The following is a 22,554-nucleotide window of genomic DNA, read 5'->3' on the forward strand; positions in this document are numbered from 1 at the left end:
GCGGTCGGCCGGGGGCGTTGTCAGTGGCGGCCGGTACGGTTTTCGCATGGGGAACGCAAGGGCGCACATCGTCTGGGACTGGAACGGCACGCTGTTCCACGACAACGACGCGATCATCGGGGCGACGAACGCGGCCTTCGCGGAGCTGGGGCTCGCGCCGATCACGCTGGAGCAGTACCGGTCGCTGTACTGCGTGCCGGTGCCGAGGTTCTACGAGCGGCTGCTCGGCCGGCTGCCGACCGACGCCGAGTGGGAGCTGATGGACGGGGTCTTCCACCGGCACTACGCCGAGCACCGCATACGGTGCGGACTGACCGAGGGGGCGGCGGAGCTGCTGGCGGAGTGGCGGTCCGCGGGGCACAGCCAGTCGCTGCTGAGCATGTACGGGCACGAGGAACTGGTGCCCCTGGTGCGGGGGTTCGGGATCGAGGCGCACTTCATACGCGTCGACGGGCGGACCGGGCCGTCCGGGGGCAGCAAGGCCGAGCACATGGTGCGGCACCTCGAGGCGCTGGGCGAGGTGGTGGAGCCCGCGCGGACCGTCGTGATCGGCGATGCGGCGGACGACGCGCTCGCGGCTCGGCGGGTGGGGGCCAGTGCGGTGCTCTACAGCGGGGGCTCGCACAGCCGGGACAGCCTCGAGGAGGCCGGGGCGCCGGTCGTGGACACCTTGGCGGAGGCGGTCGAGGTGGCGCTGCGCATAGCGGCCTAGCCGACTCCGCCGGCGGTGCAGCCCCCCGGCGCATCCGGGACCAGCGGCGGTCTCAGTCGGCCGGCGCGGTCTTCCTGAGGACCTTCAGGAACTCCCGCATCCACGCCGGATGGTCCGGCCAGGCCCGCGCCGAGACCAGAGGACCGTCGACCACCGTCTCGGTGTCCTGGAAGCGCGCTCCGGCCGCCTGCATGTCGCATTCCAGCGCGGGGTACGCCGTGACCCGGCGGCCGCGCAGGCCGTCGATCGCGGCGGTGAGCAGCGGACCGTGGCAGATCTGGGCGACGGGCCGGTCGGAGTCGAGGAAGGCCTTGACGATATTGCGCAGTCCGGGGTCGTTGCGCAGATACTCCGGGGCGCGGCCGCCGGGGATGACCAGGGCGACATAGGCGTCCGGGTCCACCTCCCCGAAGGCGAGGTCGGCGGGCCAGGTGTAGCCGGGCTTCTCGGTGTAGGTGTCGTAGCCGGGCTCGAAGTCATGGACGACGAAACGGAGGGTCTTGCGGGTGGGGGCCGCGATGTGGACCTCGTATCCTTCCTCGCGCAGGCGCTGGTAGGGGTAGAGGACTTCGAGGGACTCCGCTGCGTCGCCGGTGGCGATGAGGATCTTCGGGGCCATGTCGGATGTCAGCTCCTTGGGGCAGGACCGGTCTGGGCAGGACCGGTTACGTCACCTGTGCCCACCGGGGCGCTGTGCAGAACGTCAAAGTTCACCCCCCGGTTTTGTACACATACGGCTCATGACGGGCCCGGGGTAAGTGGCGATAGCCTTGTGGCGTGATCAGCGCGATAGTTCGCGGGGACGACGCCGTCCCTGCCCTGCGCCCGGGTTGCACGGAGCACCTCCGTGACCGGGCGGCGGTCGCTGGTCTTCGCGGGCGGGACGGGAGCGCGGACGCTCCCCGGACGCCGAGGACGACCCCGGACACGACGGTGCCGAGGGCAGCGTCAGCCACCACGGGTGCGCCCAGAATGGCCGAATACCCCCCGCTCATCTCACCTCGCGGCATAGCGTCTGAACGGACCGGAGATCCCGGGTCGTGGCGTTGTACCGGAGGGGAAGAGACCGTTTTTCCTTCTACGTCACGCAACGGCGCGCGACAGGAGCCAGAGGACAATGCAGACCAAGCTGGACGAAGCCAAGGCCGAGCTGCTCGAGAGGGCTGCCCGGGTAGCTGAGAACAGCCCGGTCGGGGGGCACCTACCGACCGGGACGACGGACGCGGGCACCCCGGACACCCCGGGCGTCTCCGCCGTCACCGACAGCGAATCAGTCCTCGCGTTCCTCCAGCGCTACTACCTGCACACCGCGCCGGAAGACCTGGCCGGCCGCGACCCGGTCGACGTGTTCGGCGCCGCGGTGTCGCACTACCGTCTCGCGGAGAACCGCCCGCAGGGCACCGCGAACGTGCGCGTGCACACCCCGACCGTGGAGGAGAACGGCTGGACGTGCAGCCACACGGTGGTGGAGGTCGTCACCGACGACATGCCGTTCCTGGTCGACTCCGTCACCAATGAGCTGACCCGGCAGGGGCGCGGCATCCATGTCGTCATCCACCCGCAGTTCGTCGTCCGGCGCGATCTGACCGGCAAGCTCCTCGAGGTGCTGCCGACGCCGCCCACCGGCGAGCTGCCGCACGACGCGCACGTCGAGTCCTGGATCCATGTCGAGATCGACCGGGAGACCGACCGCGCCGATCTGAAGCAGATCTCCGCCGACCTGCTGCGCGTCCTGTCCGACGTGCGCGAGGCCGTCGAGGACTGGGAGAAGATGCGGGACGCGGCGGCCCGGCTCGCCGACGGCCTGGAGAGCGAGCCGCTCCCCGCCGACCTGCCCGCGCCGGAGGCCGAGGAGGCCCGCGAGCTGCTGCGCTGGCTCGCCACCGACCACTTCACCTTCCTCGGCTACCGCGAGTACCAGCTGCGGGACGACGACACGCTCGCCGCCGTGCCCGGCACCGGCCTCGGCATCCTGCGCTCCGACCCGCACCACGCCGAGGACGACCAGCACCCGGTCAGCCCCTCCTTCGAGCGGCTGCCGGCCGACGCCCGCGCCAAGGCCCGCGAGCACAAGCTGCTCGTGCTGACCAAGGCGAACAGCCGGGCCACCGTGCACCGGCCGTCGTACCTGGACTACATCGGCGTCAAGAAGTTCGACGCGGACGGGAACGTCGTCGGCGAGCGGCGCTTCCTCGGTCTGTTCTCCTCCGCCGCCTACACCGAGTCGGTGCGCCGGGTCCCGGTGATCCGCCGCAAGGTGGACGAGGTGCTGGAGCTGGCCGGGTTCTCGCCCAACAGCCACGACGGCCGCGACCTGCTCCAGATCCTGGAGACCTACCCGCGCGACGAGCTGTTCCAGACCCCGGCCGGCGAGCTCCAGGCCATCGTGACCAGCGTGCTCTACCTCCAGGAGCGGCGCCGGCTGCGCCTCTACCTGCGCCAGGACGAGTACGGCCGCTACTACTCGGCGCTCGTCTACCTCCCGCGCGACCGCTACACCACCGGCGTCCGGCTCAGGATCATCGACATCCTGAAGGAGGAGCTGGGCGGTGTCAGCGTCGACTTCACCGCCTGGAACACCGAGTCGATCCTGTCCCGGCTGCACTTCGTCGTCCGCGTCCCCCCGGGCACCGAGCTGCCCGAGCTGTCGGACGCCGACAAGGAGCGGATCGAGGCCCGGCTGGTCGAGGCCGCCCGGTCCTGGGCCGACGCGTTCGCCGAGGCGCTCACCGCGGAGCTGGGCGAGGAGCGCGCGGCCGAGGTGCTGCGCAGCTACAACAACGCCTTCCCCGAGGGCTACAAGGCCGACCACACCCCGCGCGCGGCGGTCGCCGACCTCGTCCACCTGGAGCAGCTGAGCGAGGACAAGATCTTCTCGCTGAGCCTGTACGAGCCGGTCGGGGCCGCGCCGGAGGAGCGCCGCTTCAAGATCTACCAGAAGGGCGGCTCGGTCTCCCTCTCCAAGGTGCTGCCGGTCCTCAGCCGGCTCGGCGTCGAGGTCACCGACGAGCGGCCGTACGAACTGCGCTGCGCGGACCGTACGACCGCCTGGATCTACGACTTCGGTCTGCGCATGCCCAAGGCGCTGGGCCACGGCGGCGAGTACCTCGGCGACGACGCCCGTGAGCGCTTCCAGGAGGCGTTCGCCGCGACCTGGACCGGCCAGGCGGAGAACGACGGCTTCAACGCGCTGGTGCTGAGCGCCGGACTGAGCTGGCGGCAGGCGATGGTGCTGCGCGCCTACGCGAAGTACCTGCGGCAGGCCGGTTCGACCTTCTCGCAGGACTACATGGAGGACACCCTCCGCAACAACGTGCACACCACCCGGCTGCTGGTGTCGCTGTTCGAGGCGCGGATGTCCCCGGACCGGCAGAAGGCCGGGCTCGAGCTGATCGACGCGCTGCTCGAAGAGGTCGACGCGGCCCTCGACCAGGTGGCCTCGCTGGACGAGGACCGGATCCTGCGGTCCTTCCTGACCGTCATCAAGGCGACCCTGCGCACCAACTTCTTCCAGGAGGCGGAGGGCGGCAAGCCGCACGCGTACGTCTCCATGAAGTTCGACCCGCAGGCCATCCCGGACCTGCCCGCGCCGCGCCCGGCGTACGAGATCTGGGTGTACTCGCCGCGCGTCGAGGGTGTGCACCTGCGCTTCGGCAAGGTCGCGCGCGGAGGCCTGCGCTGGTCCGACCGGCGCGAGGACTTCCGCACCGAGATCCTCGGCCTGGTCAAGGCGCAGATGGTGAAGAACACCGTCATCGTGCCGGTGGGCGCCAAGGGCGGCTTCGTCGCCAAGCAGCTGCCGGACCCGGGCGTGGACCGGGACGCGTGGCTGGCCGAGGGCATCGCCAGCTACAAGACGTTCATCTCGGCGCTGCTCGACATCACCGACAACATGGTGGCCGGCGAGGTCGTGCCCCCGCAGGACGTCGTCCGGCACGACGGCGACGACACCTACCTGGTCGTCGCGGCCGACAAGGGCACCGCGACCTTCTCGGACATCGCCAACGGCGTCGCCGAGAAGTACAACTTCTGGCTCGGTGACGCCTTCGCCTCCGGCGGCAGCGCGGGCTACGACCACAAGGGCATGGGCATCACCGCGCGCGGCGCCTGGGAGTCCGTCAAGCGGCACTTCCGCGAGCTGGGCGTGGACACGCAGAGCGAGGACTTCACGGTCGTCGGCATCGGTGACATGTCCGGTGACGTGTTCGGCAACGGCATGCTGCTCTCCGAGCACATCCGCCTGGTCGCCGCCTTCGACCACCGGCACATCTTCATCGACCCGAACCCGGACGCGGCCACCTCCTACGCCGAGCGCCGCCGCCTGTTCGAGCTGCCCCGCTCCAGCTGGGCCGACTACAACACCGAGCTGCTGTCGGCGGGCGGCGGGATCTTCCCGCGCAGCGCCAAGTCGATCCAGCTCAACGCCCACATCCGCGAGGCCCTCGGGATCGCTGACAAGGTCACCAAGATGACCCCGGCCGACCTGATGAAGGCCATCCTCCAGGCCCCGGTGGACCTGCTGTGGAACGGCGGCATCGGCACGTACGTGAAGTCGTCCGCCGAGACCCACGCCGACGTCGGCGACAAGGCCAACGACGCCATCCGCGTCGACGGCAAGGACCTGCGCGTCAAGGTCGTCGGCGAGGGCGGCAACCTGGGCCTGACCCAGCTCGGCCGGATCGAGTTCGCCATGAGCGGCGGCAAGATCAACACCGACGCCATCGACAACAGCGCCGGCGTGGACACCTCCGACCACGAGGTGAACATCAAGATCCTGCTGAACGGCCTGGTCGCGGACGGCGACATGACCGTCAAGCAGCGCAACAAGCTGCTCGCCGAGATGACCGACGAGGTCGGCGCGCTGGTCCTGCGCAACAACTACGCACAGAACACCGCGCTCGCCAACGCGCTCTTCCAGGCCAAGGACATGCTCCACGCCCAGCAGCGCTTCCTGCGCCACCTGGTGCGCGAGGGCCATCTGGACCGGGCGCTGGAGTTCCTGCCGGCCGACCGGCAGATCCGCGAGCGGCTCGCCCAGGGGCACGGCCTGACCGGGCCGGAGACGGCCGTCGTGCTGGCGTACACGAAGATCACGGTCGCCGAGGAGCTGCTGCACACCTCGCTGCCGGACGACCCGTACCTGCGCAGCCTGCTGCACGCGTACTTCCCGACGGCGCTGCGCGAGCGCTTCGCCGAGGCGGTCGACAACCACCCGCTGCGCCGTGAGATCACCACGACCGTGCTGGTCAACGACACGGTCAACACGGGCGGTACGACGTATCTGCACCGGATGCGCGAGGAGACCGGAGCCTCGCTGGAGGAGATCGTCCGCGCCCAGACCGCGGCCCGTGCGATCTTCTCCTCGGCACCGGTGTGGGACGCGGTCGAGGCGCTGGACAACCGGGTCGACGCGGCCGTGCAGACCCGCATCCGGCTGCACTCGCGCCGCCTGGTCGAGCGCGGCACGCGCTGGCTGCTCAACAACCGGCCGCAGCCGCTCCAGCTCGCCGAGACCGTCGAGTTCTTCGCGGAGCGGGTCGAGCGGGTCTGGCAGGAGCTGCCGAAGCTGCTGCGCGGCGCGGACCTGGAGTGGTACCAGCACGTGTACGACGAGCTGTCCTCGGCCGGGGTCCCGGACGAGCTGGCCACCCGTGTGGCCGGGTTCTCCTCCGCCTTCCCGACGCTCGACATCGTGTCGGTCGCCGACCGCATGGGCAAGGAGCCGCTGGACGTCGCCGAGGTGTACTACGACCTCGCCGACCGGCTCAGCATCACCCAGCTGATGGACCGCATCATCGAGCTGCCGCGCAACGACCGCTGGCAGTCCATGGCCCGCGCCTCCATCCGCGAGGACCTGTACGCGGCGCACGCGGCGCTCACCGCGGACGTCCTCGCGGTGGGCAACGGCACCTCGACGCCGGAGCAGCGGTTCAAGGCGTGGGAGCAGAAGAACGCGCCCATCCTGAGCCGGGCGCGCACCACCCTGGAGGAGATCCGCAGCTCGGACTCCTTCGACCTCGCCAACCTGTCGGTGGCGATGCGTACGATGCGGACGCTGCTGCGCACGCACTCGTAGCCGTACGAGACTCGTAGTCGACCTCGTAGTCGTACGAGACGGAGAACGCCCCGGGCTGACGGGACATCGGCCCGGGGCGTTCCGTTTCTTGCGAAGCCTTAGCCAAAAATGATCGGTGAATTTACCGTTTCCTGCTCATCGGTGCCTTTCGGATAGGGTCTGCCGTGTGACTGTGAACCTCACCGAGATCCGCCCGGTCGCGCCCCCCGCGCCGGCACCGGCCCGGCCCGTCACGCGTGTCGTGCTGGAGGTCGTGAAATTCGGGATCGTCGGCGGCAGCGGTGTCCTCGTCAATTTCCTGATCTTCAACCTGCTGCTGCACGGGCTGGGTTGGCAGGCGATGACCGCCACGGTCCTGGCCAGCGTTATCGCGATGGCGACGAATTACCTGGGCTTCCGCTATTTCACCTATCGCGACCGGTCCTCGCGCAGCCGCAGCCAGATCGTCTTGTTCTTCGTCTTCAGCGGGCTGGGCGTGCTGATGGAGATCGGCCTGTTCTGGGTCGGCTACCACGGCTTCGGTCTGCACAGCGTGGCCGGGTCGAACCTGGCGAAGGCGCTGTCGATCGTGCTCGCCTCCGCATTCCGTTTCGTCGTCTACCGCACGTGGGTGTTCCAGCAGGATGCGCGCCGCGCCGTCTGAGCTCGAAGAACAGGTGAGCCGCCGCGTGCCGTCCGACGGCACCGCGCGGGCGGGCCGCGTGCTGCCGCAGACGGCCGCGGCGCTCGTGCTGCTGCTGATGCTGGCGGTGATCGTCCGCCTGCCGTGGATGGGCGACCTCGGCATGCACGCGGCCACCATCCAGCGCCTCCGCCACGACCTGCTGCATCCCGGCAACCCGCTGGTCGACGCGGACACGCCGAGCCCGTACTACTCGCCGTGGATGCTGGTGCTGGGCGCGGCCGCCAAGGCGACCGGGCTGTCGGTGTTCGTGGTGCTCCGGCTCGGCGCGCTCACCGGGCTCGGACTGCTGGTCACGGGCGTGTGGCGGTACGTCCGCACCTACACCGCCCATCGCGCGGCCCCGGCCCTGGCCCTGCTCAGCCTGGTCTTCCTCTGGGGCCCGGCCGTCCTCAACTGGAGCGGCTTCGTCGGGCTGAACTCGCTCGCGCTGACCGTGTCGTACCCGAGTGTTCTCGCGCTCGGCCTCGCCTTCCACTTCTGGGCGTGGCTGACCCGGGCGGTGCGGGCGGAGCCGGTGTGGGGCTGGGGCAGGTGGTCGGGGCTCGGCCTGTTCTGGGCGCTGATCCTGCTCTGCCACCAGTTCACCGGGGTGGTGGCGACGATCGGCGCGCTGGCCACGGTGATCGCCGCGCGCCCGGGCCGCGAGGTCTGGCTGCGCCTCGGCGCCGGGCTGGCCCTCGGGGCGCTGCTGCTGTGGCTCTGGCCGTACTACGACTTCTTCGCGCTGTTCTCCGCGGGCGCGGACCTGGAGGCCATCCACAAGCCGCTGTACACGCACCTGGCCGAGCGGTTCGGGCTGGTGCTGCTGGGGGTGGCCGCGCTGGCCCTGCGGCTGCGCCGGGACCGCTGGGACCCGCTGGTGCTGTTCTTCGCCCTCGGCGCGCTGGTGTTCGTGGCGGGCGGGCTGACCGGGCACTACTCCTGGGGCCGTGCGCTGCCCGCCGCGCTGATCCCGGCGCAGCTGGCGGCCGCGCTGGAGGTCGTGTCCTGCTGCCGGCGGGCGGTGCGGGCCTGGTGGGCGTGCGCGCTGGGTGCGGCGCTGCTGGTGGGGGCGTGGGGGCAGGCGGGGACGCTCGGCTATGTGACGGGCCGGAGTGCGCTGCCCTCGGTGGTCGCCGAGAAGTACCGGACGCCGTGGGCGGGGTACCGGTGGATCACGCCGTGGGTGCGGTACGGGGATGTGGTGATGGCGCGGACGATGCCGGCCCGGCAGATCCCCGCTTACGGTCCCTACACCGTGGCGCCGGGGTATCCGGATGTGTTTCTGCCGGATGCGGGGCGCAGGGAGGCGGCGGTGCGGCGGTACTTCGACGCGGGGACCTCCGGTGAGGTGCGGAGGGGGATTGCGCGGGAGTACGGGGTGCGCTGGGTTGTGGGGCCGCGGGGGATTGCGGGGGCGGGGTTGGAGCGGGTGGCTGGGGGGCCGGGGGGTCAGGTGCTGTATCGGGTGGTGGGGTGAGGCCCGGGAGAGCTGGGGGGGGGTGCCCGGTGCTGCGGTCGGCCGGGTGGTGTTTCGCTCACCGGCGCTTGCCGGGTGCCGCCTGCGCCCACCCTCCCCCAAGCTCTCGGCTTCGCTCGAGCAGGGGGGACCCCCATCGCCCCAGCGGCACGCCTGCCCGCAGCTAAGGCAGCACGCCCCCTACCTCAGAACCACTACCTCAGGACGCTGGCCAGCAGGCGGGCCGCCTTGCGGACCTTGGGGCGGGCCAGGGTGTGGAAGGCAGGGCGGATGAGCTGGGCCGTGATGCCCGTGGGGCGCCAGCGGAGCTGGAGGCGGCCGGGGTTGCGCCCCTCCGGTTCGACGGTGACCTCGTGCGGGGTCGCGCCGGAGCGGTAGTCGACGCGGGCCGTGCGGACCGGGAAGTCCAGCGGGGCCAGCAGCACGCCCGAGTGGGAGAGGCCCTGCTGGGACAGCCGGACCACCGGGTGCCGTACGCCGTCGAAGCCCTGGAGAGGGAGCGGCGCGGCGGCCAGGTCGAGGTGGACCGTGCCCTCGAAGATGCCCGGGCGGACCGGGTCCAGGCGGAACGGGACCGTCATCCGGCGCCCGGGGGCGAGGACGAGGCCGGCCCGCTGGGGGCCCACGGGAAGCCGCAGCCCGGGGTCGTACGTACGGATCCGCAGGTTCAGTGAGGCCCCGGAACCGGCCGTCAGCTCGGTGATCTCGTGCCGGAACTGCGCGGTGGTGAAGGGCCGGGTGTCCAGCTCCAGGTCGGACAGGTCCAGTTCGCGGCGGGACTGCTCGGAGGCGGGGACGCTGTCGCCCCAGTAGGGGGTGCCGTCCGCGTCGGTGGTGATCCGGCGCGGAGCGACTCCGTGGCCGAGGCCGCGCGCCGCCGCTTGCGCGTCGGCGAGACGGCCGTCGCGGACCAGCTGGAGGATCACCCGCTCGGGGCGGGGCAGGCGGGCGTACGCGCCGGGGGAGAGGGTCTCCAGGTAGGGGTTCACGATGTCGGCGAACGCCCGCAGCCACTCCTCGTCGCGGTAGGGCAGGTCGCCGGCGTACATCCGGAAGTCGTGCTTGAGGAACTTGTAGTCCTTGTCCTCGCGCAGCCCCGCGTGCCCGCTCTCCACCAGGAAGTCGTCGATCAGCCGCTGGACATGGACCCGGTCGCGGACGTTGCTGACCTTGTGCCGCTGGTTGGAGATGGACGCCGAGGCCGCCGCCGCGTACGGGTCGATGTACCAGACGTACACCGGGTCCGGGATGATCGTGAACGCCTTGGCCAGGCAGTACGCCTGGGCCGAGAACAGCTGGTCCTCGTAGTGGATGCCCTCGGGGAAGCTCAGTTCGTGCCGGTCCAGGAAGGAGCGGGCGTACATCTTGCTGGTGGAGAGGTGCTCGAACAGCAGTCGCGGGTCCGCCTCGATGCCCTCCACCGTGCGGTGCTCGGCGACCAGGTGCGGCATCCAGGTGGAGCGGCGGCCGTTGTCCACCCGTACCCGCCGTACCGCGCCCATGGTGAAGTCGACCGCGCGCTCGCGGTGCGCGGCGAGCAGCAACTCGACCGCGCGCGGCGTCAGTTCGTCGTCGCTGTCGAGGAACATCAGGTACGGCGCGCGGGCGATCTCGACGGCCCGGTTGCGCGGCGCGCTGCATCCGCCGCTGTTCTCCGGCAGCCGCAGATAGCGGATGCGCTCGTCCTGCGCCGCCAGCCGCCGGGCCACCTCGGGGGTGTCGTCGGTCGAGTGGTCGTCGCTGATGATGATCTCGATGTTGGCGTGCGTCTGCGCGCGCAGCGAGGCGACCGCGCGGGGGAGGCGGGCCGCGTCGTTGAAGACGATGACCGTGACCGTGACGTCGGGGGTGGTCATGCGGTGGCCTCCTCGGGGGTCGGGGCGGGGGTGCGGTCTTCGAGGGGGAGCACCGGCGGCAGGGCCTCTTCCGGCTCGCCGAGGAACACCCGGCGTACGACCCGCTCGGCGGCGCGGCCGTCGTCGTACTCGCAGAACCGGCGGCGGAACGCGGCCCGCGCCTTGGCCGCGCTCTCGTCGCGCCAGGCGCCGGAGAGGAAGATCTCGGTGAGTTCCTCCTGGGTGGTGGCGACCTGGCCGGGGTGGTCCGTCATCAGGTCGAAGTAGACGCCCCGGGTGGTGCGGTAGGTCTCCCAGTCGTCGGCGTAGACGACGATCGGCCGGTCCAGGTTGGCGTAGTCGAACATGATCGACGAGTAGTCCGTGACCAGTGCGTCGGCGGCCAGGCACAGCTCCTCGACGGGGTCGTAGGAGGAGACGTCGATGAGCCGGCCGGTGCGGCGCAGACCGGTGAGCGGGGAGGCCGCGCCGCCGTAGAAGTAGTGGGCGCGGACCAGCAGGACGGTGTTCTCGCCGAGCCGGTCGGCGAGAGCGGCCAGATCCAGGCGCGGGGTGAAGCCGGCCTCGTAGTCGCGGTGGGTGGGGGCGTACAGGACGGCCGTCTTGCCGGGCGGGATGCCGAGGCGTTCGCGGGCCGCGCGGACCGCGCCGGCGTCGGCCGTGTAGAAGACGTCGTTGCGCGGATAGCCGTGGTCGAGGGAGGTGAAGCGGGCCGGGTAGGCGCGTTCCCACATCCGGGTGGAGTGACTGTTGGCGCTGACGCTGTAGTCCCACTTGTCGATGCGGGCCAGCAGGGCGTTGAAGTCCAGGCCCTTGGCGGCGGCCGGGTGCTCCATCTGGTCCAGGCCCATCCGCTTGAGCGGGGTGCCGTGGTGGGTCTGGAGGTGGATCGCGTCGGGGCGTTTGACCACCGCGTTGGGGAAGTTGACGTTGTTGACGAGGTACTTGGCGGTGGCCAGGGTCTCCCAGTAGCGGCGGGTGCCGGGCACGATGTGGTCGGTGCCGGGCGGCAGCAGGGCCTCGTTGTCCTTGGACACGACCCACACCGGGTGGATGTGCGGGGCGAGTTCGCGCAGCTTGGCGGCGATGGCAGCCGGGTTGCAGGCCACCCCGCGCTCCCAGTAGGCCGCGAACACGGCCAGGTTCGGGTCGACCGGACGGCTCAGGGCGCGCCGGTACTGGAGGTCGCGGACCTTGGTGCCCAGCTCGCGCTTACGGGTCCGTACGGCCTTCTTGGCGGTGCGGCGGGCCCGGTTGGCGGCCTGGAAGGCGCGGTACTTGGTGTAGGCGCCCTCCTCCAGCAGCGCGTGCCGTACGCCTTCCAGGCCCGCGGGGCGCTCGTGGCGCTCGGGGCGCCAGCGGACGGCCGCGAGGGAGGCGCGGCGGAAGAACTCGCGGGCCACCGGGTCGGGCAGGTTCTCGCCGGCGAAGGTGCGCACCAGGTCGCGCACCATCAGGTCGTAGAGCGTGGTGCGGGCGGCGCGGCGGTCCTGGGTGAGCGGGAGCAGCGACTCGTAGCGGTCGATGAGCGCGAGGCGGTCCTCGGGGGCGAGCGGCGGCAGGCTCTCGGGGCGCAGTTCGCGGTTCTCGTACGCCGCCTGGTTCAGGCAGGCGATCCGGCGGGCCCGCAGCAGGGTCTCGTACGCCGCGTGCGCCTCGTCGTCGGTGCTGAGCCGCTGCTCGTGCGCCCGCCAGAAGTCGGCGCGCACGGCGCGGTTGCCGAGCAGCGGGGTGAGGCGCAGCAGGTCGGCGGCCTCGTCCAGGGGGAGCGGCTCGCGGCCGACGGCGGCGAGGAAGCGGCCGTCGCGGGAGGGCCGGGCGGCGGACTGCCAGGTGGTGGTGACATGGTCGAAGAGGAGGACGTCGACGGTGTCGTCCAGTTCGGCGACGCGCTCGGCGACCATTCGGGTGGCGCCGGCCGGCAGCCCGTCCTTGGCGTGCACGAAGTGCAGCCAGCGGCCGGAGGCGCGGGCGGCACCGGCCGCGCGGGCCGCCGCGTCGCCGGTGCCCTCCGGGAGGGGTACGGCGATGGTCTCGGGGGCGTGCGCCTCGGCCGTCTCGCGCGCCCAGGCGCCGACGGCGGCGACGATCACCTCGACGTCGGGCAGGGGCCGTGCCTCGAGTGAACCGAGCAGCTCGGTCAGATGCCCCTGTGCGTTCGGTCCGTGGACGATGACGCTGAGGTGGGGCATCGTGAAGGACTCCTTGGGCTTGTCGTCTCCGTGCGTCTCAGGGCGCACCTTTCATAACATACTGTCACTAGGAGGATGAAAGGGATAACGGCGCTCTGGGTAAGAGAGTGGGGCGGGGCCCGGAAGGGAAGACGTGTTTCCCGGGCCCTGGGTTGCCCTCCGGGCGGCATTCATACGCCGTTCATACGCTCCGCGCCGCCGAAGGCACCCTTTTTCACCCTCACGCGGCCTTCTTGTCGCCGGTGAAGGCCTCGTACTCCTTCATGACGTCCTCGGTCGGCCCGTCCATGCGCAGCTCGCCGCGCTCCAGCCACAGCACCCGCTCGCAGGTGTCGCGGATGGACTTGTTGTTGTGGCTGACCAGGAAGACCGTGCCCGCCTTCTCGCGCAGCTCGCGGATGCGTTCCTCCGAACGCATCTGGAACTTGCGGTCGCCGGTGGCCAGCGCCTCGTCGATGAGGAGCACGTCGTGGTCCTTGGCGGCGGCGATGGAGAAGCGCAGCCGGGCGGCCATGCCGGAGGAGTAGGTGCGCATCGGAAGGGTGATGAAGTCGCCCTTCTCGTTGATGCCGGAGAACTCGACGATGTCGTCGTAGCGCTCCCTGACCTGCTCCCGGGACATGCCCATGGCGAGACCGCCCAGGTGGACGTTGCGCTCGCCGGTGAGGTCGTTCATCAGGGCGGCGTTGACGCCGAGGAGGGAGGGCTGGCCGTTGGTGTAGATATGGCCGTTCTCCACGGGGAGCAGCCCGGCGACCGCCTTGAGCAGCGTCGACTTGCCGGAGCCGTTGGTGCCGATGAGCCCGATCGCCTCGCCCTTGTAGGCGACGAACGAGACGTTCTTCACCGCGTGCACCCGGCGTACGCCGGCCGCCTTCTCGGCCTGCTTGCGGCGCAGAATGCGGTTGAGGGCGGCGGTGGCGGAGCCGCGGCCGGAGCCGGTGCCGTTGACCCGGTAGACGATGTCGACGCCGTCGGCGACGACGGTGGGGACCCTTGTTTCGGTGTGCTCAGCCACGGCCGTACTTCTCCTCAGCCTTCCAGAAGTAGATGAATCCGCCGACGCCGGCGAGCAGGGCCCAGCCGGTGGCCGTCGCCCACACGTGCGGCGGCAGCTGCTTGGCGTGGAAGCTCTTGATCAGCGCGTAGCGCATGAGGTCGATGTAGACCGCGGCCGGGTTGTTCTCCAGCAGGACCGTGACGATGTGCGGCAGGTGGTCCTTCTTGACGAGCTTGCTGATGCTCCACATCACGCCGGACACGTACATCCAGGTGCGCAGCACGAACGGCATCAGCTGGGCGATGTCCGGGGTCTTCGCACCCATCCGCGCCATGATCATCGCCATGCCCGCGTTGAACAGGAACTGGAGGAACAGCGCGGGGATCACCAGCAGCCAGCCGGGGGTGACCGGCAGGCCGAAGCCGAGCAGGATGACCACCAGCGCGGCCATCGAGAACAGCAGCTGCTGGAGCTGCTGGATGCAGAAGGAGATCGGCAGCGCGGCGCGCGGGAAGTGCAGGGCGCGCACCAGGCCGAGGTTGCCGGAGATCGCGCGGGTGCCGACCTGGATCGAACTCTGCGTGAACGTCCACACGAACACGCCGGTGACCAGGAACGGGACGTAGTCCGGCACGCCCTTCTTGGTGCCGAGCAGCACGCCGAAGATGAAGTAGTAGACCGCCGCGTTCAGCAGCGGGGTCATGACCTGCCAGACCTGGCCGAGCTTGGCCTCGCTGTACTGGGCGGTGAGCTTGGCGGTGGCGAACGCGGTGATGAAGTGGCGCCGGGCCCACAGCTGGCCGATGTACTCGCGCAGGGTGGGGCGGGCGCCGCTGACCGTCAGGCCGTGGCGGGCGGCCAGCGCCGCCAGATCGTCGTCTGCCGGGGCCTGGGTGGGGGGCGGTGTGTGGAGGACCTGGCTCACATCCGCTGCTTTCGCTCGGGGGAGGGGGGAGCTGCGTCCGACTCTGGCGGGGCCGCAGCCGGCCGGTCCGGCGTCCGGAGTTTCCTTACGCTTCTCTTCACGTTCTCTTACGTCGGGACGGGACCGTATCGTCGCAACGCGAGAGTAGAACCAATCGACGTCGGAACGCAACCGTTTCGTCGTCACGCCCTATGCTGTTCGTATGACGACGAACGCCGGCGAGTCCGCCACCCCGCCGACACCCCGTCCGCGCCGCCGGGCCCCGGCCGGTGCGGCGGTGCTCCGCGAGGACGTGACCGAGGCCATCCGGGGGGCGGTCTTCGAGGAGCTGGCCGCGGTCGGGTACGCGCGCATGAGCATCGAGGGCATCGCGCGGCGGGCGGGCGTCGGCAAGACGGCGGTGTACCGGCGCTGGCGGTCGAAGCTGCACCTGGTGCTGGACGTGGTCTCGGCCATGGCGGTGCTCGGCCTGCCGGTCCCCGACACCGGCTCGCTGGAGGCCGACCTGCGGCTGCTCTACGAGGTCACGTCCCGTGCGCTGCGCCATCCGGTCGCCTCCCAGATCATCCCCGACCTCCAGGCCGAGGCGGCCCGCAACCCCGACATCGCGGAGGCCTTCCAGCGGGCGCTGCGGGACGGCCAGGAGGGGGTGGCCAGCAAGATCGTGGCGGCGGCGCAGGCGCGGGGCGAGCTGCGGGCGGACCTCGACGCGGACCTCACCCTCGACCTGATCTCCGGCCCGCTGTACTGGCGCGCGGTGGTCATCCGCTCCCCGAAGCCGCCGAAGGGGTACCTGGCCCAGCTGGCCCGGGCCACGGCGGGAGCGCTCAAGGCGCTGTAATCCGCCGGCCCCGGGCGGGGACCGAGCCGGCCGGCTCGGCCGCCGTGTCCCGGGGGCGGTGACGACGGCGTAGGGCCTTCCGTCAGCCTCGGGAGGCCTCGGGGTGGAGGCGGAGCCAGCCCTGCCAGGCGGAGGTGATCATGTCCTGGACGTCGTGCCGGGCCTTCCAGGACAGTTCCGTGCTGATGCGGTCGGCCGAGGCGACCACCCGGGCGGGGTCGCCGGGGCGGCGCGGGGTGACGGTGGGGGCGCGGTCGTAGCCGGTGACCGCGTTGATGAGGTCGATCATCTCGCGCACGGAGACCCCCTCGCCCCGGCCGATGTTGAGGGTGAGGTCGGTGCCGGGGGCGGCGGCGAGGGCACGGGCGGCGGCCACATGCGCCTCGGCCAGGTCGACGACGTGGATGTAGTCGCGGATGCAGGTGCCGTCGGGGGTCGGGTAGTCGTCGCCGAAGATCCGCGGCGCCGCGCCCTCCGTCAGCTTCTCGAAGACCATCGGGACGAGGTTGAAGACGCCCGTGTCGGCCAGCTCCGGAGCCGCCGCGCCGGCCACGTTGAAGTAGCGGAGGCAGGCGGTGGCGAGGCCGGTCGCCTTCCCCGCGGCGCGGACCAGCCACTCGCCGGCGAGCTTCGTCTCGCCGTAGGGGGACATCGGCCGGCACGGGGTCTCCTCCGTCACCAGGTCCACGTCCGGCATGCCGTAGACCGCCGCGGAGGAGGAGAACAGGAAGGACGGGACCCCCGCGTCCGTGACCGCCTGGAGCAGGACCCGCAGGCCCTCCACGTTCTCGTGGTAGTAGTGCAGCGGGCGCTCCACCGACTCGCCCACCTGCTTCTTCGCCGCCAGGTGCACGACACCGGTGATCCGGTGCTCGGCGAGCGTGCGGGCGACCAGGGCGCCGTCCAGGGTGGAGCCGCGCACCAGCGGCACCTCCGCCGGTACCCGCTCGGCGATGCCCGTGGACAGGTCGTCGTAGACGACCGCGCGCTCGCCCGCCTCCGTCATCGCGCGGACGACATGGGCCCCGATGTATCCGGCACCGCCGGTGATCAGCCAGGTCATGTGCGGGCGTCTCCTCGTCAGTCGGCCCGGCCCCCTCCACGGGGCACGGGCATCACTCAGTGAAACAGGCGGCGCAGGCGGCCGCGCAGGATCCGCAGCGCTCCGCCCGCTCCGGTCGCCACGCGCACGGCCAGCGCGCCGGAGTGCGTGGCGTACGGCTGGACCAGCAGCACGCCGTGCCGGACGCTCGGCACGGCGCGCCGGCGCAGCCGGCCCGCGCCCGTCAGGGCGTGCGCCGTCACCTCGCGCCGGGTGCCGTCCGCGAAGTGCAGGGTCAGGTGCGGGTCCCAGGTGCCCGCGCCGAGCCCCGACAGGTCCACGGACGCCTCGGCCGACCAGCCGACGGTGCCCGCGGGCCGGAAGTCGAGCCGGGCGTGGCCGCGGACGCGGTCGTCGTCCCGGGAGCGCCATTCCAGGTCCGCCCCGACCGGGCCGCCGGCCTCGGCGATCCTGCCGTACATCTCGTCCAGCCGCAGACGCAGCCGCGCCGCACGCGCGCGCGGGCGCAGTTCCGCGCCGACCGCGAGGGGCAGGGAGTGCACCGGGCGGGTCAGGAAGGGGGTCAGGGTGACCTGGGGGAGGTCGGCGGACCAGACCGGCACGCCGTCGTCGGTACGGGCGTACGGCGGCAGCAGCCGCGCCGGGCGGCCGGCCAGCTCGCGCATCCGGGGCAGGTCGCGCGGCTCGGGGGACTCCAGCACGACCCGGGCGAGCAGCGGGCCGGGCGCGGTCGGGTCCGTCTCCCAGTCGGCCGCGTCGTAGCGCGTGAGGTACTCACGGGTGTGCGTCCACCATGCGCGCCGGTAGTCCGCGTCGCGCAACCCCAGCTCGCGCAGGTACATCCGCAGCTCGTGGTCGAGGAACTTGGCCCGCGCGGCCCGCGCCAGTTCCTTCTGCCCGGCGCTCAGCAGAATGTCGTACGCCAGCGCGCACGCCTCCGTGCGCGCCTTCCAGTTGTCGACGTGCGCCCGGTCCAGGGAGATCGACAGCCGTTCGGCCGACCGGCGCACATGCCAGACGTACACCCGGTCCGGGATCAGCGCGAGGCGCGGCCCGGCCGCCAGCACGCGCGCGGTGAAGACGATGTCCTCGTAGCGGAACCGGCCCTCCGGGAAGCGGATGCCGTGCTCGCGCAGGAAGTCCGTGCGGTACAGCTTGTTGACGCACAGCGTGTCGTGGACCAGCCGGAGGTGCTCGGCGGGGCGCGCGAGGGTGGTGCGCGCCGTGTAGACGGACTCCTGCCAGGCCTGCTCACGCCCCGAGGGCAGCTCCCGGCGCACGCACAGACCGCTCGCCACCTCGGCGTGCGCCTCCGTGGCCGCCGCCAGCAGCGCGTCCACCGCACCGGGCGGCAGCACGTCGTCGCTGTCCAGGAACATCACGTACGGCGCCGTCACCGCGTCGATGCCGGTGTTGCGCGGACTGCCGCAGCCGCCGCTGTTCACCTCCCGGCGCACCACCCGCAGCCGGGGCTCGTCGGCGGCCAGCCGCTCCAGCAGCTCCGCGGTGCCGTCGGTGGAACAGTCGTCCACGGCGACCACCTCGGCGACGCTCGGCCCCTGGGCGAGCGCCGAGCGCACGGCCGCGCCCATGTGGGCGACGTCGTTGTAGCCGATGACGACGACACCGACCTGCGGTGCGGCCGCTCGTTCTGTGGTCACTGGCGGATCTGGGTGCATGGAGTCCACGGGCCGGAGCTTAGGTTTTTTCGGTAATACCCCGTTAAGAGGGGCTCAGTGCCCGTTCCGGAAGACGATCGGAACCGGGGCCGGGTTCCGTCTTTTTCCCGCTCTTTGCGGGGAGCGGGCGGGAATCGCGCCAGAGGCGGGCGACGGACAGCAGCGCGGCGGCGGTCAGCACGCCGTTGCGCGCCAGCAGCAGCAGACAGCCGGTCCAGGTCCCGGCGACCACGTCGTGGTAGCACATCGGGAACACCACCGTGCTCAGCGCGGACGCCGCCAGCACCAGCACGGCCACCGGGCGCTGGCCCGTGTGGCGCGAGGTCAGGCACACCGCGGCCAGCCCGAGCAGCCAGATCAGGTACTGCGGGCTGATGACCCGGCTGGTGACCGTGAACAGCAGCACCGCGCACAGCGCCGCGTCGTACGGCGTGGCCTCGCTCCAGCGCCGCGCCCGCAGCCGCCACAGCACCAGCAGCCCGAAGGCGACGGCCGTGAGGGCGAGCGAGGCGGTGGCGACGGCGCGCACATGCGGACCGACCAGTTCCACCGCGCCGTACTGGTAGTGGGCGCGGCCGGACCAGCCGGCGTGCCGGGCGAGGCCGAGCGCCGTACCGCCCAGCGACTCGACCTGCACGCCGCGGCCGCTCTGCTGGCGCAGGAAGGACAGCGGGTGGGCGAAGCAGGCCGCCAGCAGGCCGAGGCCCGCGACCGCGGTGGCCGTCGCCCAGCCCCACGCCGTGCGGGTCGCCCGGCCGCGGGGAGTGCCCAGCAGCGCCAGCGCCGGCCACACCTTCACCAGCGCGCCCAGCGCCGCCCACACCCCGCAGCCGCGCGGGGAGCGGGCCAGGACCAGCAGGGAGAGCACGGCCAGGGCGGTGGCCACCACGTCGTACCGGGCGAGCGGCAGATGCAGCAGCAGCGGCAGACCGCCGGTCCACAGCGCCGCGCCGAGCAGGCTCCGCCCGGTCCGGCCGCCCGCACGGACCAGCACCGCCGCGATCAGCGCGTCCACGCCCAGGGTCAGCGCCACGAACGCCTGGAAGTACGTCAGTCCCGGCAGCGCTCCGGGCGCCAGCAGCACCGGGCCCGCGCCGGGCGGGTACTGCCACAGGGTGTCGTGCGCCGGGAAGGTGCCGTGCGCGAGGACGCCGTCCCAGTGCGCGTAGAGCTGCCACACCTCGCGGGCCACCGCGCCGCCGCCGAGCACCGCCGGGCTCTCGTGCGCGAGCAGCCAGAGCATCAGGGCGCGGGTGGCGAGCCACAGGGCGATGAGGGCGAGGACCGGGCCGGAAGTGACACGGAGACGGTTCATCGCATGGGAGCCTAAGCCTCGCGGATGGTGTTATCCCTCGCGATACGCCGTCAATGACTCGAAAAGTGTCTCATCGTAAGAGATCGGGCAGTGGTGAACATCGGGCTCAACGACGTGCTTCCTGTGCAACCGCGGTCGGCCGGTACCAGCCACCCGGCCGGTGCGACCCGCATGACCGGTGCGTCCGGTACAACGACGCACCGGCCGCCTCGGCTACCGGCGCGCGTTCGCCGGGCCGTCGCCGTGGGCGTGCCCGTGCTGGTGATGCTCGCGCTCGGGCTGTGGGGCCTGGACCGGGGCGGGATGTGGCGCGACGAGGCCGTCACCTTCCAGGTCGGGCGCCGTACGGTGCCGCAGATCTGGCGGTTGCTGCACGGCGTCGACGCGGTGCACGGCCTGTACTACCTGCTCGTGCACGCCGTCCTCACCGTCCACCCCGGCGAGGTCGTGCTGCGGCTGCCGTCGGTGTGCGCGGCGGCGGCGACGGCCGGGCTGGTGGCCGCCCTCGGCGTCCGGCTGGCCCGGCCGCGCGTGGGACTGTGGGCGGGGCTGCTGTACGCCGGCACGCCGATGGCCGGGCACTACGCGCAGGAGGGCCGCTCGTACGCCCTGGTCGCGGCCGGTGCCACGGGGGCGACGCTGCTGTTCGTCCGCGCGGTGCGCGGCGGCTCCGCCGGCTCCTGGTGGGCGTACGGCGCGCTGCTCGGACTGACCTGCTGGCTGCACGAGTTCGCGGTGCTGCTGCTGCCCGCCCACGCGGTGTCGCTGGCGCTCGGGCGGGCCGGGGCGCGGGTGTGGCGGAGGTGGGGGTGCGCCGCGGGCGCGGTGGTCCTTGTGCTGCTGCCGATGGTGGCGGTGTCGCACGGGCAGGCGGCGCAGGTGGCATGGCTGCGCAGGCCTACGGCGGCGACGGCGGAGGAGCTGCTGCGGGCGTTCCTGGGTCCGACGTGGATGGTGTGCGCGGTGTGTCTCGCACTGGCCCTGGTGGGGGCGGGCGGGCTCCTCGGCCAGGCCCGCGGAATCACCCTTCCGGGTGTGGCTCTGCCGTTGACCGTGATCCCGCCGTTCACTCTTATGGCGGTATCTCAGTTCTCGCCGCTGTATGTCGACCGGTACGTGCTGTACGCCCTCGGCGGGGCGCCGTTGCTGGTGGCCGCGGGGGCGGACCGGGTGGCGCGCGCGGCCGGCCGCCTCCGCCCTGCCGGCCCCCTCGTCACCGCCCTCGGGGTCTTCGCCGTCACCCTCTCCCTCCTCCACCAGCTCCCCCTCCTCCGCGCGGACCGGGACCCGGAAACACGGCCCGACGACCTCGGCGCCGTTGCCCGGGTGGCCGGGCGGGAGATCGAGGCGGGAGACCCCGTGCTGTTCCTCCCGGCGTCCACACGGAACACGGCCCTCACCTATCCGGGGGCCTTCCGGGGCACACGGGACGTGGCACTCCTCCAGGGCGCGGCCCGCTCCGGGACCCTGTACGGCCGTGAGGTCCGCCCCGGTGAGCTACGGCGCCGACTCGCCCGGCTGGACCGGGTCTGGGTCGTGGCCGACCAGGAACTGCTGGCCGGCGACTGGACCCCGACCAGCCGCACGGAGCGCACCAAACTCGCCATCCTGGACGCCGACTTCACCGTCAGCCGGAACACCACCCGCGACGGAGCAGTGGTCCGCCTCTACACCCGCCGACCCCACCTGCCCCGGCCCCACTGACGTACCGCCCCCCACTAACCGGCAGCAGCCGCCCGTGCCTCCGACTCCGCTGCGGCGTCCAGGGCGGTGGTGAGTTGGTCGAGGCGGGTGCGGAGGGTGGAGATCTCGGCGGGGTCGAAGCCGGTGGCCGAGACGATACGGCGCGGTACCTCCGCGGCGCGCTCGCGCAGGGCCGTGCCCTCGTCGGTGAGCCGTACCCATACCGACCGCTCGTCCTCGGTGCTGCGCTCACGCCGTACCAGCCCCGCCCCCTCCAGTCGCTTGACCAGCGGGGACAGCGTGCCGGAGTCGAGTCGCAGCTGTTCGCCGAGCTTCTTGACGGGCAGGTCGCCCTGCTCCCACAGCAGGAGCATCACCAGGTACTGCGGGTAGGTCAGCCCGAGGTCCTTGAGGAGCACGCGGTAGACGCCGTTGAAGGCGCGGGACGCCGCGTGCAGCGAGAAGCAGATCTGGCGGTCCAGGTGGAGCCACTCGGTGTCGGTCATGCCTCCAGGGTAGCTCTAGCGGTCCATTTAGTTGTGCGCAATTTAGTTGTGTGCTCTACTTGAGGGCAGAGGCGCACACCGCGTCGCACATCGAGAGAGGGATGGTCTTCCATGGACGCGCTCTACACCGCCGTCGCCACCGCCACCCACGGCCGCGAGGGCCGCGCCGTCTCCTCCGACGGCACGATCGACCTCGCCCTGGCCATGCCGGTGGAGCTGGGCGGCAACGGGCAGGGCACCAACCCCGAGCAGCTCTTCGCCGCCGGGTACGCCGCCTGCTTCGGCAGCGCCCTCGGTCTCGTCGGCCGTCAGGCGAAGGTGGACGTCAGCGACGCCGCGGTGACCGCCGAGGTGGGCATAGGCAAGCAGGGCGAGGGCTTCGGCCTGAAGGTCACCCTCCGCGTGGAGCTGCCCGACACCGTGGACGAGGCCACCGGCCGCAAGCTGGTCGAGACCGCCCACCAGGTCTGCCCCTACTCCAACGCCACCCGCGGCAACATCGACGTCGACCTCGTCATCGAGTGATCGAGTAGTCGGTACGGACCACCACCGAGACCACCGA

The 22,554-nt window shown here is 71.8% G+C and carries 16 protein-coding genes; 7 read left to right on the forward strand and 9 right to left on the reverse strand.

The features are described from left to right. Positions 1-46 precede the first annotated feature (46 nt). The gene (locus tag ACFVIU_RS34070) at positions 47-712 is read left to right on the forward strand and encodes an HAD family hydrolase (RefSeq protein ID WP_385847333.1); all 666 of its coding nucleotides are present in this window, start codon (positions 47-49) and stop codon (positions 710-712) included. Between the two features lie 52 nt (positions 713-764). Here the strand turns inward: ACFVIU_RS34070 and ACFVIU_RS34075 are convergent, their stop codons facing one another. After that, positions 765-1,331 carry a DJ-1/PfpI family protein gene (locus tag ACFVIU_RS34075; protein WP_385847334.1) on the reverse strand — a complete coding sequence of 189 codons (567 nt, stop codon included), beginning with the start codon at positions 1,329-1,331 and terminating at the stop codon, positions 765-767. A gap of 498 nt (positions 1,332-1,829) precedes the next feature. Between ACFVIU_RS34075 and ACFVIU_RS34080 the strand changes: the two genes are divergently transcribed. The 3 genes from ACFVIU_RS34080 (at position 1,830) to ACFVIU_RS34090 (ending at position 8,932) form a co-directional block, all read left to right on the forward strand. After that, positions 1,830-6,788 (forward strand): NAD-glutamate dehydrogenase, encoded by a 4,959-nt coding sequence (locus ACFVIU_RS34080; RefSeq protein WP_385847335.1) that lies wholly within the window; start codon positions 1,830-1,832, stop codon positions 6,786-6,788. 166 nt (positions 6,789-6,954) lie between these two features. After that, the gene (locus ACFVIU_RS34085; protein WP_385847336.1) at positions 6,955-7,431 is read left to right on the forward strand and encodes a GtrA family protein; all 477 of its coding nucleotides are present in this window, start codon (positions 6,955-6,957) and stop codon (positions 7,429-7,431) included. A 97-nt stretch (positions 7,432-7,528) separates the two neighbouring features. Beyond that, positions 7,529-8,932: a hypothetical protein gene (locus ACFVIU_RS34090; RefSeq protein ID WP_385847376.1), complete on the forward strand. Its 1,404-nt coding sequence runs from the start codon at positions 7,529-7,531 to the stop codon at positions 8,930-8,932. A gap of 194 nt (positions 8,933-9,126) precedes the next feature. On the opposite strand, the gene ACFVIU_RS34095 is transcribed toward ACFVIU_RS34090, so the two are convergent. The 4 genes from ACFVIU_RS34095 to ACFVIU_RS34110 form a co-directional block, all read right to left on the reverse strand. Further along, positions 9,127-10,788, reverse strand: coding sequence for a glycosyltransferase family 2 protein (locus ACFVIU_RS34095; RefSeq protein WP_385847337.1), 1,662 nt, complete (start codon positions 10,786-10,788; stop codon positions 9,127-9,129). After that, positions 10,785-12,980, reverse strand: a complete 2,196-nt coding sequence (locus tag ACFVIU_RS34100; protein WP_385847377.1) for a CDP-glycerol glycerophosphotransferase family protein — start codon at positions 12,978-12,980, stop codon at positions 10,785-10,787. The genes ACFVIU_RS34095 and ACFVIU_RS34100 overlap by 4 nt, the downstream gene beginning before the upstream one ends. Positions 12,981-13,200: 220 nt before the next feature. Continuing rightward, entirely contained in the window at positions 13,201-13,998 is a 798-nt protein-coding gene (locus ACFVIU_RS34105) for an ABC transporter ATP-binding protein (RefSeq protein ID WP_385847338.1), read from the reverse strand. After that, positions 13,991-14,905: an ABC transporter permease gene (locus ACFVIU_RS34110; RefSeq protein WP_385847339.1), complete on the reverse strand. Its 915-nt coding sequence runs from the start codon at positions 14,903-14,905 to the stop codon at positions 13,991-13,993. Before ACFVIU_RS34110 ends, ACFVIU_RS34105 begins: the two co-directional genes overlap by 8 nt. Positions 14,906-15,107: 202 nt before the next feature. On the opposite strand from ACFVIU_RS34110, the gene ACFVIU_RS34115 reads away from it, so the two are divergent. Continuing rightward, positions 15,108-15,746, forward strand: a complete 639-nt coding sequence (locus ACFVIU_RS34115) for a TetR/AcrR family transcriptional regulator (RefSeq protein ID WP_385847340.1) — start codon at positions 15,108-15,110, stop codon at positions 15,744-15,746. Positions 15,747-15,828: 82 nt separating this feature from the next. Here the strand turns inward: ACFVIU_RS34115 and galE are convergent, their stop codons facing one another. From galE to ACFVIU_RS34130, 3 genes are read right to left on the reverse strand one after another with little or no spacing between them, the layout of a single operon-like run. Continuing rightward, positions 15,829-16,809 (reverse strand): UDP-glucose 4-epimerase GalE, encoded by a 981-nt coding sequence (gene galE / locus ACFVIU_RS34120; protein ID WP_385847341.1) that lies wholly within the window; start codon positions 16,807-16,809, stop codon positions 15,829-15,831. Between the two features lie 56 nt (positions 16,810-16,865). Then, on the reverse strand, positions 16,866-18,488 hold the full coding sequence (locus tag ACFVIU_RS34125; RefSeq protein WP_385847378.1) for a glycosyltransferase family 2 protein: 1,623 nt from the start codon (positions 18,486-18,488) through the stop codon (positions 16,866-16,868). A 43-nt stretch (positions 18,489-18,531) separates the two neighbouring features. Then, positions 18,532-19,803: a glycosyltransferase 87 family protein gene (locus ACFVIU_RS34130; RefSeq protein WP_385847342.1), complete on the reverse strand. Its 1,272-nt coding sequence runs from the start codon at positions 19,801-19,803 to the stop codon at positions 18,532-18,534. Between the two features lie 243 nt (positions 19,804-20,046). Here ACFVIU_RS34130 and ACFVIU_RS34135 point away from each other — a divergent pair, with 243 nt between their 5' ends. Then, positions 20,047-21,507, forward strand: coding sequence for a glycosyltransferase family 39 protein (locus ACFVIU_RS34135; protein WP_385847343.1), 1,461 nt, complete (start codon positions 20,047-20,049; stop codon positions 21,505-21,507). Positions 21,508-21,521: 14 nt separating this feature from the next. On the opposite strand, the gene ACFVIU_RS34140 is transcribed toward ACFVIU_RS34135, so the two are convergent. Beyond that, positions 21,522-21,992, reverse strand: a complete 471-nt coding sequence (locus ACFVIU_RS34140) for a MarR family winged helix-turn-helix transcriptional regulator (protein ID WP_385847344.1) — start codon at positions 21,990-21,992, stop codon at positions 21,522-21,524. A 111-nt stretch (positions 21,993-22,103) separates the two neighbouring features. Here ACFVIU_RS34140 and ACFVIU_RS34145 point away from each other — a divergent pair, with 111 nt between their 5' ends. Further along, on the forward strand, positions 22,104-22,517 hold the full coding sequence (locus tag ACFVIU_RS34145; protein ID WP_385847346.1) for an organic hydroperoxide resistance protein: 414 nt from the start codon (positions 22,104-22,106) through the stop codon (positions 22,515-22,517). Positions 22,518-22,554 lie beyond the last annotated feature (37 nt).

Source organism: Streptomyces sp. NPDC127190 (assembly GCF_042672505.1).
Taxonomy (GTDB): domain Bacteria; phylum Actinomycetota; class Actinomycetes; order Streptomycetales; family Streptomycetaceae; genus Streptomyces.